General features: G+C 70.5%; 13 protein-coding genes and 3 tRNA genes. 9 read left to right on the top strand and 7 right to left on the bottom strand.

Features of this window, described 5'->3' with window-relative positions; genetic code table 11:
- The coding region (locus B9S61_RS39345) for a rod shape-determining protein (RefSeq protein ID WP_103546525.1) at positions 1 to 707 on the top strand (707 nt) is incomplete at its 5' end.
- 19 nt (positions 708 to 726) lie between these two features.
- Here the strand turns inward: B9S61_RS39345 and B9S61_RS39340 are convergent.
- Positions 727 to 1689: an anti-sigma factor RsbA family regulatory protein gene (locus tag B9S61_RS39340; protein ID WP_103546524.1), complete on the bottom strand. Its 963-nt coding sequence runs from the start codon at positions 1687 to 1689 to the stop codon at positions 727 to 729.
- Positions 1686 to 1964, bottom strand: a complete 279-nt coding sequence (locus B9S61_RS39335) for an STAS domain-containing protein (RefSeq protein ID WP_258040125.1) — start codon at positions 1962 to 1964, stop codon at positions 1686 to 1688. Before B9S61_RS39335 ends, B9S61_RS39340 begins: the two co-directional genes overlap by 4 nt.
- Positions 1965 to 2239: 275 nt before the next feature.
- Here B9S61_RS39335 and B9S61_RS39330 point away from each other — a divergent pair, with 275 nt between their 5' ends.
- From B9S61_RS39330 to B9S61_RS39320, 3 genes are all read left to right on the top strand, one after another.
- Positions 2240 to 2920: an ANTAR domain-containing response regulator gene (locus B9S61_RS39330; protein WP_103546527.1), complete on the top strand. Its 681-nt coding sequence runs from the start codon at positions 2240 to 2242 to the stop codon at positions 2918 to 2920.
- A 56-nt stretch (positions 2921 to 2976) separates the two neighbouring features.
- Positions 2977 to 3132, top strand: coding sequence for a hypothetical protein (locus B9S61_RS39325; protein ID WP_258040124.1), 156 nt, complete (start codon positions 2977 to 2979; stop codon positions 3130 to 3132).
- Positions 3133 to 3662: 530 nt separating this feature from the next.
- Entirely contained in the window at positions 3663 to 4841 is a 1179-nt protein-coding gene (locus tag B9S61_RS39320) for an ISAs1 family transposase (RefSeq protein ID WP_258040123.1), read from the top strand.
- Positions 4842 to 4948: 107 nt separating this feature from the next.
- On the opposite strand, the gene B9S61_RS39315 is transcribed toward B9S61_RS39320, so the two are convergent.
- Both B9S61_RS39315 and B9S61_RS39310 read right to left on the bottom strand, forming a co-directional pair.
- A complete protein-coding gene (locus B9S61_RS39315) occupies positions 4949 to 5356 on the bottom strand; it encodes a PIN domain nuclease (protein WP_028426396.1) in 408 nt (135 codons plus the stop codon).
- Positions 5353 to 5586, bottom strand: a complete 234-nt coding sequence (locus tag B9S61_RS39310; RefSeq protein WP_028426397.1) for a type II toxin-antitoxin system VapB family antitoxin — start codon at positions 5584 to 5586, stop codon at positions 5353 to 5355. The genes B9S61_RS39315 and B9S61_RS39310 overlap by 4 nt, the downstream gene beginning before the upstream one ends.
- Positions 5587 to 5850: 264 nt before the next feature.
- Here B9S61_RS39310 and B9S61_RS39305 point away from each other — a divergent pair, with 264 nt between their 5' ends.
- The gene (locus B9S61_RS39305) at positions 5851 to 6744 is read left to right on the top strand and encodes an IS982 family transposase (RefSeq protein WP_103546518.1); all 894 of its coding nucleotides are present in this window, start codon (positions 5851 to 5853) and stop codon (positions 6742 to 6744) included.
- 237 nt (positions 6745 to 6981) lie between these two features.
- Here B9S61_RS39305 and B9S61_RS39300 read toward each other — a convergent pair.
- From B9S61_RS39300 to B9S61_RS39290, 3 genes are all read right to left on the bottom strand, one after another.
- Positions 6982 to 7055: transfer RNA gene (locus B9S61_RS39300), tRNA-Ile, on the bottom strand.
- Between the two features lie 177 nt (positions 7056 to 7232).
- Positions 7233 to 7305, bottom strand: a tRNA-Asn gene (locus tag B9S61_RS39295).
- A gap of 5 nt (positions 7306 to 7310) precedes the next feature.
- Positions 7311 to 7383, bottom strand: a tRNA-Asn gene (locus B9S61_RS39290).
- 169 nt (positions 7384 to 7552) lie between these two features.
- Between B9S61_RS39290 and B9S61_RS39285 the strand changes: the two genes are divergently transcribed.
- From B9S61_RS39285 to B9S61_RS39270, 4 genes are all read left to right on the top strand, one after another.
- Positions 7553 to 7858 (top strand): YtxH domain-containing protein, encoded by a 306-nt coding sequence (locus B9S61_RS39285; protein WP_103546526.1) that lies wholly within the window; start codon positions 7553 to 7555, stop codon positions 7856 to 7858.
- A gap of 73 nt (positions 7859 to 7931) precedes the next feature.
- Positions 7932 to 9386 carry an FGGY family carbohydrate kinase gene (locus tag B9S61_RS39280; protein ID WP_103546517.1) on the top strand — a complete coding sequence of 485 codons (1455 nt, stop codon included), beginning with the start codon at positions 7932 to 7934 and terminating at the stop codon, positions 9384 to 9386.
- Between the two features lie 206 nt (positions 9387 to 9592).
- The gene (locus B9S61_RS39275; protein WP_103546515.1) at positions 9593 to 11326 is read left to right on the top strand and encodes an ABC transporter ATP-binding protein; all 1734 of its coding nucleotides are present in this window, start codon (positions 9593 to 9595) and stop codon (positions 11324 to 11326) included.
- The gene (locus tag B9S61_RS39270) at positions 11326 to 13254 is read left to right on the top strand and encodes an ABC transporter ATP-binding protein (protein WP_103546514.1); all 1929 of its coding nucleotides are present in this window, start codon (positions 11326 to 11328) and stop codon (positions 13252 to 13254) included. The genes B9S61_RS39275 and B9S61_RS39270 overlap by 1 nt, the downstream gene beginning before the upstream one ends.
- Positions 13255 to 13289 lie beyond the last annotated feature (35 nt).

The following is a 13289-nucleotide window of genomic DNA, read 5'->3' as shown; positions in this document are numbered from 1 at the left end:
CCCCGCACGACGCCGATCCGCTGGCCCAGCGCGCCGCGATCGAGACGCTGGTCGGTCTCGGCGCCCGCCGGGTGGAGCTGGTCGACACGCTGATCGTGGCCGCCGTGGGATGCGGTCTTCCGGTGGAGCAGCCCGAGGCGACCATGATCATGGTGTGCGGTGCGGCGGCCACCCAGGTGGCCGTGCTCTCGCTCGGGGCGATCGTACGGGCGGAACGCGTTCCCGTCGGCGGTGAGGCGGTGGACAACGCGATCGTGCAGCACCTGCGCCACCAGCACGAGCTGATGCTGCCGAGCCAGTCCGTACGGCCGCTGCAGCTCACCCTGTCCGGCAACGGGCTCACCCCGCAGGGACCGGAGTCGACGGAGATCCACGGCCGGGACGTCGCCACCGGTCTGGCCCGTACCGTGCGGGTCGACACGGCCGCCGTGCGGCAGGCCATCCAGACCCCGCTCACCGCCGTTCTCGACGGCATCGGCAAGGTGCTGCGGGACTGCCCGCCCGATCTGGTCGCCGACCTCGCCGACCGCGGCATCATGATGGTCGGCGGGAGCGCCCTGCTGCCCGGCCTGGACCAGATGCTGCGTCAGGCGACGGGGATGCCGGTGCACATCGCCGAGCGGCCGGAGCTGTGCGCCGTGGAGGGGCTGGGCGCGATGCTGGAGGGCAGGATCGCGCCGATGGTGCTGGACCCGCTGAAGGCCTGAGCGACGCGGTCGGCCGCCGTCAGCGGGAGAACCAGCAGCGGATCGTGGTGCCCTCGTCCCCGGTGTGCACCCGTACCAGGTCGGCGAGCAGGTTGACCATCAGCAGGCCCCGCCCGCCGCGCTGGTCGCGGGAGGCGGGCCGGCGTCCGGCGAGCGGATCGGTGAGCCGCCCCCGGTCACGCACCTCGCACAGCACCCGGCCGTCCTCGCCCCAGACCCGCAGCACACCGGAACCGCCGCCGTGCAGCACGCTGTTGGTGGTCAGCTCGGCCGTGGCGAGGGCCAGGTCCTCCAGGGCGACACCGGTGAGTCCGAGCCGCCGTCCGTCGTCGGTGGCGGCGTACCGGGCGTCGGGCAGCGAGTCGTCCGTGAACGGGAAGGTCATCGCGTCCGCCACCGGCGGCAGCGGTTCGTTGTAGCGGGCGACGGCCGTGTCGGGGGCGTAGGTCCCGCTGTCCCGCCCCCGGCGGGAGCCGCCGGCGATGACGGTGGGGTGGGTGGCGCAGGCGTCCTCGAGGACGTGCGCGGGCAGCCGCGCGGCGTCGTAGGGGCAGAGGATGGTCGCCGTACGGCCCTGGAAGGCCGCGTTGATCAGCGCCTCGTGCTGGACGCAGGCCGGGTACTCGCTCGCGGAGCGGCCCGCCCAGATCGGTTCGCCGATGATCCGTACCCGGGGCCCGGCCGTCCGGCCGTCGGCGAAGGCGCGCAGCACACCGGGGATGATCCGGCCGGGGTTGCGCCCGGCCTCTCTCATGTCCAGGAGCCGGACCCGCTCCGCGTCGGCGCCGAGCGCGTCCCGGACCAGCCGCAGCCGGTCACCGGGCACGGCGACCGCCACGGGCTCGCCGGCCTCGAGTCCCTCTCGGACGAAGGGGACGGTGCCGTCCAGGTACTCCTGGTCGTCCCGGTAGAGCAGGGCGGGGTGAACGAAGGGGCCGGGTGCGGGTCCCGCGGTCGCGGTCGCGGTCGCGGTACTCGTCATGACATCGACACCTCGATCGCCGCCAGTCCGGGCCAGAAGGTCTCCAGCACCCTGCGCAGCGCGGGCGGCGGCCGGCGCACCACGATCCTGCGTCCGTCGCCGAGCCGCCCGGCGGCGGCCGCGAGGGCACCGGCGCCCGCGACGTCGACGAACGTCACCTCGGACATCTCCAGGTAGTACACGGCCTCACCTTCGCGCACGGCCTGCTCCAGGACGCGTTCCCACAGCGGGTACGCGGCCAGACCGACCTCTCCCGCCGCGCGGATCCCCGGCACCCCTCCAGCGGGCGCACCGTCAGGGACGGCCCCGGGCCTCCGGGTCCGTACGGCGTCCGGTACCGACTGCCCGACACCCGTCTCCTCACGCTCCCGAACCTCGCACATCCCCTTGGGTCCCCGGCCATTTCGCCACACGGTGTGTAGTACGCCGCAAGGTGGGCAGGCGCACGGGCAACGCGGCCGGGACTCGCGCAGCCTACCGCTCGGTGCCGGCGGCGGCCGGACTCATCCCGAACGCCCCGGCGTTCCCCGAGCACGGACAAGGCGGTGACATGACCTCCGCGGCATCACGGCCCCTCCCGGGAAGGCAGGACACCTTGGTCATCGGCGGTCGCATGGACGCGGACCGGGCGCTCCTCACCCCGCGCGGCGAGCTGGTCCGCGGGAGCGCCCGGACCCTGGCCGAGAAGCTGGACACGCTGCCCTCCGGCACCGCCCGGGTCGATCTGGACATGAGCGGTGTGTACTTCATGGACACGGCGGGACTGGAGTTCCTCGAGGTCCTGCGCGACCACAGCCGGCGGCGTTCGGTGCCGGTCACGGCCACCCGCTGGAACGGCCAGCCGCGCCGCATCCTGGAGCTGGCCGGCCTCGACACGACGGACCCGCTGCGTTCCCCCGCCCCGGAGGCCATACCCTCGCCGCTCTCCTCGGCGGTGGCGCGGGAACGGGAGGAGCGGCTGCACCTGCTCCAGGAGGAGGTCGAGCAGCTCCGGCAGGCGATCGCCTCCCGTCCGGTCATCGACCAGGCCCGCGGCATCCTGATGGCGACGTACGGCTGTGCCTCGGACGAGGCCTGGCACATCCTGCGCGAGGCGTCCCAGCTGTCCAACACCAAACTCCGCGACGTGGCGGAGTCGCTCACCGCCTGCGCGGAGACGGAGGGCACTCCTCCGCCGGAGGAGATCCGCGCCGCGCTGTCCCGGGCGCTGGCCCGCCGCTCCTCGCGGTGAGCCCGGTCCGCACGGGGTACCCGGCGGACACGATCCCGCGATCAGGAGGCGGCACGATGACCGATCACACTCCCTCCCAGGCCGAGGGCGACCGGGACGACGCCGAGTGGGCCACCCCCGACATCCCGCACACCACCCCCTCCCAGGCCGAGGGCGAACGCGACCCGGCGGACGCCACCGACCCGTCCGAGGACAACGCCGAGCACGGCTGAGGGCGGACCGCGCGGGAGCGCGCCGGAGGCCGACGGCCCCGGCCGTCCGTACGGGAACGCTCCACTCCCCGCTTCCGCCCCCACTTGTACGATGGCGTCCCGTTTCGGCGGCGGAGCCGGGGAGAGGCTCGCGGCGGCGCCCGCCGGCGCGGCAGCGGCCGGAGACCCTTCGGACCGCGGGGGTGGAGAGGGGCCGGCGGGCGCCGGTCTCCGGGAGGGGACGGGAGCATGAGGTTCCACGAGGCGGATCTGCTGCCCGGCGAGGTCATTCATGGGGGCGACCAGGAACGCCAACGCGGTCATCGCCGTCCGGGAGGCGGGCCTCGACCGGTTCCGCTTCGACGGTCTGATGGGGGCCGTCGGCATGAGGCGCAGGGCTTGGGCGAGTTCCGGGGTCGGGTGGTTGGTCGGGCCGTGACCGGTTGGGTTGCATAGCAGAGCAGGCACGGGCTTCGTGATCATTGGGGTGTCGAAGCTCAACGATCATGAGGTGGCCCGTGCCTGCCGCTGCATCTTCTCTCATCCCGCCGGTGCTGGTGAAGCTGGGTCCGCTGGATGCCAGTCAAGTCGCTGACCTGCGGCCTTTTCTGGAGCGGGTGCCCGACCCGCGGGCGAGGCGGGGCCGCTGGTACCCGCTGACCGCGATCCTCGTCATCTGTGCCTGCGCGGCCGTCTCCGGAATGAGGAGTGTGGATGAGATCGCCGAGTGGGCGGCACGGGCCTCGGACACCGTGCTGACGGCCGTCGGAGTCCGCCGGCATCCGCTCAGGTGGCGCCGTGCCCCCTCGCGGACCACGATCGGCCGCGTGCTCGCGGCCGTCGACGGTGACGCCTTGGACCAAGCGGTCGGCGCCTACCTCACCGCCCGGAACACCGCGGGAACAGTCTCGGGGAATCGACAGGTGATCGCCGTCGACGGCAAGTCACTGCGAGGATCGGCCCGCCTGTCCGCCGGCCGCAGACACCTGCTCTCCGCCGTCACTCACCACCGGGCCCTGACCCTCGCCCAGGCCGAGGTCAAAACCAAGACGAACGAGACCGCGCACTTCCGGCCCCTGCTCGAACCGCTGGACCTGACCGGCACCGTCGTCACCTTCGACGCCCTGCACTGGGTCAAGGCGAATGTCACCTGGCTGGTCGAGACGAAGAACGCCCACTACATCGCCATGATCAAGCGGAATCAGCCGACCGCCCACCGGCAGCTCGCCGCCCTGCCCTGGCCGGACACCGCCATCCAGCACACCGCTTCCTCTGCCGGACACGGCCGCCGGGAGTCCCGCTCGATCAAGACCTGCGGCATCGCCGACGAACTCGGCGGGATCGCCTTCCCCCACGGCCGCCTCGCCCTCCGCGTCCACCGACGCCGCAAACAGACCGGCGAGCGCGAGAGCCGCGAGACCATCTACGCCGTCACCAGCCTCGACGCCCACCAGACCACCCCGGCCGAACTCGCCGCCGCCGTCCGCGGCCACTGGGCCGTCGAGGCCCTGCACCACGTGAGAGACGTGACCTACGCCGAGGACGCCTCCACCCTCCACACCGGCACCGCACCCCGCGCCATGGCCACCTTCCGCAACCTCGCCATCGGCCTGCTCAAAACCCTCGGAGCCGTCAACATCGCCAAGACCACCCGCGCAATCCGCGACCAGCCCGAACGAGCCCTCCCGCTCCTGGGCATCACCAACAACCCGGACGCTCAGGGAACTTGATCAAGCCCTGACAGGGCCGCGCTCTGGGGCGCAGGTACTTTCGTCTCACGCGGGCAACAGGCTGAGGGCAATGAGCCAGCCTTTCACGGCGACCCACTTGGACATCGTCAGGCGCGCACGTCCCGCTGCTGCACTTCCTTGAGGACCGCCGCCACCGTGGCGAAGTCGTTGTCGACGTGGAGCACGGTGTGGCCGTGATGAACCGCGGTCGCACACACCAGAAGATCGATGGGCCCGGCGGCCCGGTGCTGTCCCTGCTGGGTGAGCTTGTACTGCGCGGTATCGACCCAGCGCCACGCGTTCTTGGGAACTGGCGAGGACTGGCAGAGAGCATCCACCTCTTCGGCCAACTCGTCGCGGTGGGCCGGACTGGTGGCCGAGTAGAGGAACTCCGCTCTCGTGGGCTCGCAGATGTGGAACACGCCCGCGGCGATGTGCCCTTCCCAGGGCAGCAACGCCCCCGGCGTGCGAAAGAGGTGCCAGAACGCGGAGGTGTCGAGGAGGTACGTGATCACTCGAAGGCTGCCCGCCGGGCGCGCTTGGAAGCCGCATGCGCCGCAGCCGCGGCCTCGAACTCGCCCCGCTCACCCCGCGCGACCAGCTTTTCGGCAGCCTCCAACCGCTTGATGCGCGCCACGTAGTCCCGCAGAGCCCCGTTGACCGTCTCTTTCTTCGTCGAGACACCCATGAGCCGCATCGCCTCGGCCAGCGCCTCGTCATCGAGATCGACTTGGGTAACAGACATGCCAGCCACCTTTCACCGAGAGTCCGTGATGTACATAAGCATGATACATCACCAACATTGCCTTGCGTGGGCCATCACGCACGAGGAAGACGCGACCCGATCGCCGACAGACACCCGCAAGACACAGTCACGGGGACCACACCCCTGGCCTGGCCGCAACCCGAAAGCGGGACCACTTCTCCGGGGAACCACGGGTACGGATGCCAGACGAGTAAGTCCGAAGTCCTGTCGAGCGCAAAGGGTGAGGGTCCCGTTGGTCGATGTGTGACGAACGACCTCGAGACCCTCATCACCGCACTGTACGTGAAGATCGACGACGAGTTGGGAGGACCGCGATGGCTGGGCAGGCCGCCGTTGCTGACCGACTCCGAGCTGGTGTGCGCCGCGGTCGCCCAGGCGATGCTCGGCTTCACCTCCGAGGCCCACTGGCTGCGCTACGCCCGCAAGCACCTGACCGGGATGTTCCCGTATCTGCCCCAGCAGTCCGGCTACAACAAGCGCCTGCGCGCGGCTCTCGGCCTGGTCAAGCGGGTCCTCCGCATGCTCGCGAAATCGTCCGACTTCTGGCTGGACGACTGCTGGATCGTGGACTCCACGCCGGTGCCGTGCGGCATGTCACGGCCCACCGTGAAACGCTCCGACCTGGCCGGATGGGCCGGATACGGCTACTGCGCCAGCCATTCCCGGTTCTTCTGGGGGCTGCGGCTGTACCTGGTGTGCACCCCGTCCGGGATGCCGATCCTGTGGGCCCTGGCCGACCCGAAGATCGGCGAGCGCGAGGTGCTGGCCGCGATGCTGGAGGTCGAGGCGGACGTCGTCGCCGAACACGACGGCATCCTGCTCATCTCCGACAAGGGCTTCGCCGGCCGGGCCTTCGAGCAGTTGCTGGCCGGCCACGGCATCACCTTGCTGCGGCCCTCCCGCAAGCGCGAGAAGGCCCGATACGGCGAGCCGATGCTGAAGAAGGTCCGCCAGCTGATCGAGTCGGTCAACGACACCCTCAAGGGCCAGCTCGACCTGGAAGGCCACGGCGGGCGCAGCTGCGCGGGCGTCGCGGTCCGCGTCGCCCAGCGCATCCTGGCCATGGCCGCCGCGATCTGGCTGAACAACCTGACCGGCGCACCGATCACTCGATCGTTGATCGCCTACGACCACTAAAGACATACGACTTGCTCGTCTAGGTGCAGGTGAACCCCTCACGGGAGGGCCGTGGGACCGCTGTTAACCATCCCGCAGCGCCGAGACCGGAAAGGTCGAGGTCACAGCCACGCAGGAAGCCCTCTCGACACATGAAGACCCTCGTCCGCCACACCACCGTGAGGCGAACACCTAACGCGATATGACCGTGAAAAACGCGTTTACCCAGGTCAGAACGATTCTGCCTGGGGAGCTCGGTGGGGCGGGTGGGACTCGAACCCACGGCCGACGGATTATGAGTCCGCTGCTCTAACCGGCTGAGCTACCGCCCCATAGCGGCGTGTCGCGTACGTGTGTACGCGCCGTCTGCCGCAGCATAGCCGCTCATACGATCTCCTGCTCCGGATGGTCGGCTGCGTACGGCCCTCGTGACCATGGAGACTTCGCCGAGCCCCGCACGGTTCCCCCGGACATGAAAAAGGACCCCTGAGGGGTCCTCGTTCAGCATGCTCCTCCGACTGGACTCGAACCAGTAACCTGCCGGTTAACAGCCGGCTGCTCTGCCAATTGAGCTACGGAGGACCGAGCTCCTCCGACTGGACTCGAACCAGTAACCTGCCGGTTAACAGCCGGCTGCTCTGCCAATTGAGCTACGGAGGAATGCCTCGTTGCATCGAACGCACCTACCTGGGTATCCGCCAGGGGGCGCGCGCTCGCTGCGACACATACATTAGCGCAAGCAGGGGGGTGCTCCGCCAATCGGTACTCCCCGGCGCTGTCGCCGTACCGGATACCTGAGCAGACTTGAACAACGGGAAGGGTGACCGCCATGCGATACCGGCTCACGTTCGTCGCCGGAGCCGTCCTGGGTTACGTGCTGGGCACGAAAGCCGGGCGGGAGCGTTACGAGCAGCTGAGGAGGTCCGCCCAGCAGTTCACACACAACCCCGCGGTCCGCAACACCGCGGAGACCGCGAGCCGGCAGAGCCGCGAGTTCGCGGACAAGGCCTACCAGGCGGTGAGCCACAAGGTCGGTGACCGTATGCCCGACTCGGTCGCCCAGCGGGTCTCCGCCCTCCGCGAGCGCTCGGCCCACGGCCCGGCGGAGGACGACTGGGGCACCAGCAACACGTAGGAGCAGTACCGGAGCATCACTCCAACGGCGCCCGCGCCCGCACCCCGGGGGCGGCGTGCGGCAAAATTGCCGTATGGGGATAGTCGCCGGGTTGGACAGTGCGCCCGATTTCACTCGCATCGTCGTCTGTGACGCGGACACCGGAGCCGTGGTCAGGCAGGGCTACGCCCCGCATCCGGTGCAGGGTCCCGACGGCGGCGGCCGTCACTCCGACATCGACCCGCAGGCCTGGCTGCTGTCACTGGGCGAGGCCGCGGGCGGCGGACTGCTGGAGGGCGTGCAGGCGATCGGCGTGTCCGCCCAGGCGAACGCTCTGGTGCCGCTGGACTCGCAGGGCAACACCGTGCGGCCCGCGATGACCGGCGGGGACAAACGCGCCCAGGTCGCGGCGGCCGATCTGATCGACGCGCTCGGCGGCCGGGAAGCCTGGGCGCAGGCCGTCGGCAGTGTGCCGGGGGCCGCGCAGCCGGTGACCAAGCTGCGCTGGATGGCCCGCAGCGAACCGGAGAACGCGGCGCGCACCGCCGTGCTGCTGCAGGCGCACGACTGGCTGGTGTGGCAGCTGCTCGGCCGTCCGATACGGCGCACCACCGACCGGGGTGGCGCGTCCGGGACCGGCTACTGGGCGGCTGCCACCGGCGGTTACCGGTCGGATCTGGTGGAGATGGCCCTCGGCCACCAGGCGATGCTGCCCGAGGTGATCGGTCCGTCGGACGCGGCCGGTACGACGCCGGAGGGGCTGCTGATCTCCGCCGGTACGGGCGAGACGATGGCGGCGGCGTTCGGGCTCGGCATCGGGCTCGGCGACGCCGTGGTGTCCCTCGGGGCGTCCGGGTCCGTGATGGCCGTGCACCCCGAGGCGCTCGTCGACCAGTACGGGATGATCACCTCGCTGGCCGACGCGACCGGCATGCACCTGCCCGTCGTCACCACCCTCAACGCCGTACGGGCCCTGCGCGGGACCGCGGAACTGCTGGGGCTGCCCGATCTGGAGAGCCTGTCCGAGCTGGCGATGAAGTCGACGCCCGGTTCGCACGGGCTGGTGCTGCTCCCCTATCTGGAGGGTGAGCGCACCCCGAACCTGCCGCACACCGCCGGAACGCTGGCGGGGCTGCGCCGGGAGTCGATGAAGGCGGAGCATCTGGCACGGGCCGCGTTCGAGGGGATGCTGTGCGGGCTCGCGGACGCGCTGGACGTGCTGCGCGGCCGGGGCGTGGAGGTGCGGCGGGTCTTCCTGCTGGGCCAGGCCGCCGAACTGCCCGCCGTGCAGTCGGCGGCGCCCTCGCTGTTCGGGGCGCAGATGGTGGTGCCGCAGCCGGCGGACTACGCGGCGATCGGCTCCGCCCGGCAGGCGGCGTGGGCGCTCGGCGTGTCACAGGGCACCCTCGATCCGCGCACCCCGCCCGTCTGGCAGGGCGCCGTGGCCCAGGTCCTGGACCCCGGCGAGGAGCTGGCGGTGGGCCAGGCCGTGCGCCAGCAGTACGTGGCGGTACGGGAGCAGACCCACCCGGGGGCGTTCCGGTCGTAGCGGCGGGGCGGGTCCGCGCGTCATTTCCCGCGGTGCGGGTCCGCGCGTCATTTCCCGCGGGGCGGGTCCGCGCGTCATTTCCCGCGGGGCGGGCCGTCCGGAGCGGGCGAGAGGATTTATTCGGTTGAGGTAACGCGGGTGGAGTGTTCGACGATAGGGGCCACGGGCAACCGAACCGCCCTCGCCGACCACCCGAGAGATCCAGCGTGCTCATACGACTCCTGCGGACCCACCTCAGGCCCTACAAGAGACCCATCGCCCTTCTGGTCCTGCTGCAGTTCCTGCAGACCAGCGCCTCGCTCTACCTGCCCACGCTCAACGCGGACATCATCGACGACGGTGTCGTCCAGGGTGACGCCGGTCACATCCTGAGTTACGGCGCCCTGATGCTCGGCATCTCGCTGGTCCAGGTCGTCTGCAACGTGGGCGCCGTGTACTACGGCGCCCGGACCGCCGCCGCCCTGGGACGGGACGTGCGCGCCGCCGTCTTCGACCGCGTCCAGTCGTTCTCCGCGCGTGAGGTGGGTCACTTCGGTGCCCCCTCGCTGATCACCCGTACGACGAACGACGTCCAGCAGGTGCAGATGCTGGCGCTGATGACGTTCACCCTCATGGTGTCGGCGCCGATCATGTGTGTGGGCGGCATCGTGATGGCGCTCGGCCTGGACGTGCCGCTGTCCGGTGTGCTGGTCGGCGTCGTCCCGGTGCTGGCGATCTGCGTGACGCTGATCGTACGGAGGCTGCGTCCGCTGTTCCGGACCATGCAGGAACGGCTCGACACGGTGAACCGGGTGCTGCGTGAGCAGATCACCGGCAACCGGGTCATCCGCGCGTTCGTGCGGGACGAGTACGAGCAGGGCCGGTTCCGGAAGTCCAACACCGAGCTGACCGATGTCTCGCTGGGCACGGGCAATCTGCTCGCGCTGATGTTCCCGGTGGTCATGACGGTGGTGAACGTGTCGTCGATCGCGGTCGTGTGGTTCGGCGCGCACCGCATCGACAGCGGCGGGATGCAGATCGGCGATCTGACGGCGTTCCTCGCCTATCTGATGCAGATCGTCATGTCCGTGATGATGGCCACCTTCATGTTCATGATGGTGCCGCGCGCCGAGGTGTGCGCCGAGCGCATCCACGAGGTGCTGGACACCTCCTCCAGCGTGGTGCCGCCCGTCGCGCCCGTCACCGAGCTGCGCCGGCACGGGCATCTGGAGATCAGGGGCGGCGGCTTCCGCTACCCGGGCGCCGAGGAACCGGTGCTGAGGGAGGTCTCGCTGGAGGCGCGGCCCGGCGAGGTCACCGCCGTGATCGGTTCGACCGGCAGCGGCAAGTCCACGCTGCTCGGGCTGGTCCCGCGGCTGTTCGACGCGACCGACGGCGAGGTGCTCGTCGACGGGGTGCCGGTGGCGGACGTCGAGCCGCGGCTGCTGGCGAAGACGGTCGGCCTGGTGCCGCAGAAGCCGTACCTGTTCGCGGGCACGGTGGCGACCAACCTGCGCCACGGCAATCCGGACGCCACCGACGCGGAGCTGTGGCACGCGCTGGAGGTGGCGCAGGGCAAGGACTTCGTGGAGCGGCTGGAGGGCGGCCTGGACGCGCCCGTCGCCCAGGGCGGGACGAACGTCTCCGGCGGTCAGCGCCAGCGTCTGGCGATCGCCCGCACGCTGGTGCAGCGGCCGGAGATCTACCTCTTCGACGACTCCTTCTCCGCACTCGACTACGCCACCGACGCGGCCCTGAGGGCGGCTCTCGCGCGGGAGACGGCCGAGGCGACCGTGGTGATCGTCGCCCAGCGGGTGGCGACCATCCGGGACGCCGACCGGATCGTGGTCCTGGACGAGGGCCGGGTGGTCGGCACCGGCCGGCACCACGAACTGATGGCGGACAACGAGACCTACCGGGAGATCGTGCTCTCCCAGCTGACGGAAGCGGAGGCCGCCTGATGGCCGGGCCCGGAGGACGGATGATGGCCGGGGGCGGCCCCGACCAGCGCTCGATCGACTTCATGGGGTCGAGCAGACGCCTGATCGCCCGGTTCGGCCCGGAGCGTCTGACGACCTACGCGCTGCTGGCCTGCGTCGTCCTGAGCGTGGGCCTCAGCGTGATCGGGCCGAAGATCCTCGGCGAGGCCACCGACCTGGTCTTCGCCGGCATCGTCGGACGCGACATGCCGGAGGGCGCCACCAAGGAGCAGGTGCTCGACTCGATGCGGGAGCGGGGAGAGGGCGATGTCGCCGACATGCTCCGCAGCACCGACTTCACCCCCGGCGAGGGCATCGACTTCACGGCGGTGGGCCACGTCCTGCTGTTCGCGCTGGCGGTGTTCCTGGTCGCCGGTCTGCTGATGGCCGTGGCGACCCGGCTGGTGAACCGGGCCGTCAACCGCACCATGTTCCGGATGCGCGAGGACGTGCAGACGAAGCTGTCGCGGCTGCCCCTGTCGTACTTCGACAAGCGGCAGCGCGGTGAGGTGCTCAGCCGCGCCACCAACGACATCGACAACATCGGGCAGACGCTCCAGCAGTCGATGGGCCAGCTGATCAACTCGCTGCTCACCATCATCGGCGTGCTCGTGATGATGTTCTACGTCTCGTGGATCCTCGCGCTGGTCGCGCTGGTGACGGTGCCGCTGTCGTTCGTCGTCGCCACGCGCGTCGGCAAGCGGTCGCAGCCGCACTTCGTGCAGCAGTGGCGGACCACCGGCACGCTCAACGCGCACATCGAGGAGATGTACACCGGGCACACCCTGGTGAAGGTCTTCGGACGGCAGGACGAGTCGGCGGAGAAGTTCGCCGAGGAGAACGACGCGCTGTACGAGGCCGGGTTCAGGGCGCAGTTCAACAGCGGTGTGATGCAGCCGCTGATGTTCTTCGTCTCGAACCTCAACTACGTGCTGGTGGCCGTCGTCGGCGGGCTGCGGGTCGCCTCGGGCACGCTGTCCATCGGTGACGTGCAGGCGTTCATCCAGTACTCCCGGCAGTTCTCGATGCCGCTGACGCAGGTCGCGTCGATGGCGAACCTGGTGCAGTCGGGTGTCGCCTCGGCCGAGCGGGTCTTCGAACTGCTGGACGCCGAGGAGCAGGAGGCCGACCCCGCTCCGGCCGGGAAGCCGGAGCGGCCGCGCGGGCGGGTGGCGCTGGAGCGGGTGTCGTTCCGGTACGACCCCGAGAGGCCGCTGATCGACGACCTGTCGCTGACGGTCGAACCGGGACACACGGTCGCCATCGTCGGCCCGACCGGCGCCGGCAAGACGACGCTCGTCAACCTGCTGATGCGGTTCTACGAGGTGTCCGGCGGGCGGATCACGCTCGACGGGGTGGACATCGCCCGGATGTCCCGGGAGGAACTGCGCGCCGGGATCGGCATGGTGCTCCAGGACACCTGGCTGTTCGGCGGCACCATCGCGGAGAACATCGCGTACGGGGCGTCCCGGGAGGTCAGCCGGGAGGAGATCGAGGAGGCGGCACGGGCGGCGCACGCCGACCGGTTCGTACGGACCCTGCCCGACGGGTACGACACGGTGATCGACGACGAGGGGTCGGGGGTCAGCGCGGGTGAGAAGCAGCTGATCACCATCGCGCGGGCGTTCCTGTCCGATCCGGTGATCCTGGTGCTGGACGAGGCGACGAGTTCCGTGGACACGCGCACGGAGGTGCTGATCCAGAAGGCGATGGCGCAACTGGCCCACGGGCGTACGTCGTTCGTGATCGCGCACCGGCTGTCGACGATCCGGGACGCGGACACGATCCTGGTCATGGAGGACGGGGCGATCGTGGAACAGGGCGGGCACGAGGCCCTGTTGGCGGCGGGCGGCGCGTACGCCCGCCTGTACAGGGCGCAGTTCGCGGATGCGGTGGCCGTGGTCGACTGACCCATCGTCCCCGGGAGCGCTGCACCCGGAGCCCC

The organism is Streptomyces sp. SM1 (assembly GCF_002910825.1).
Taxonomy (GTDB): domain Bacteria; phylum Actinomycetota; class Actinomycetes; order Streptomycetales; family Streptomycetaceae; genus Streptomyces; species Streptomyces okerensis.
This window is presented reverse-complemented; position numbering and strand designations above follow the sequence as displayed.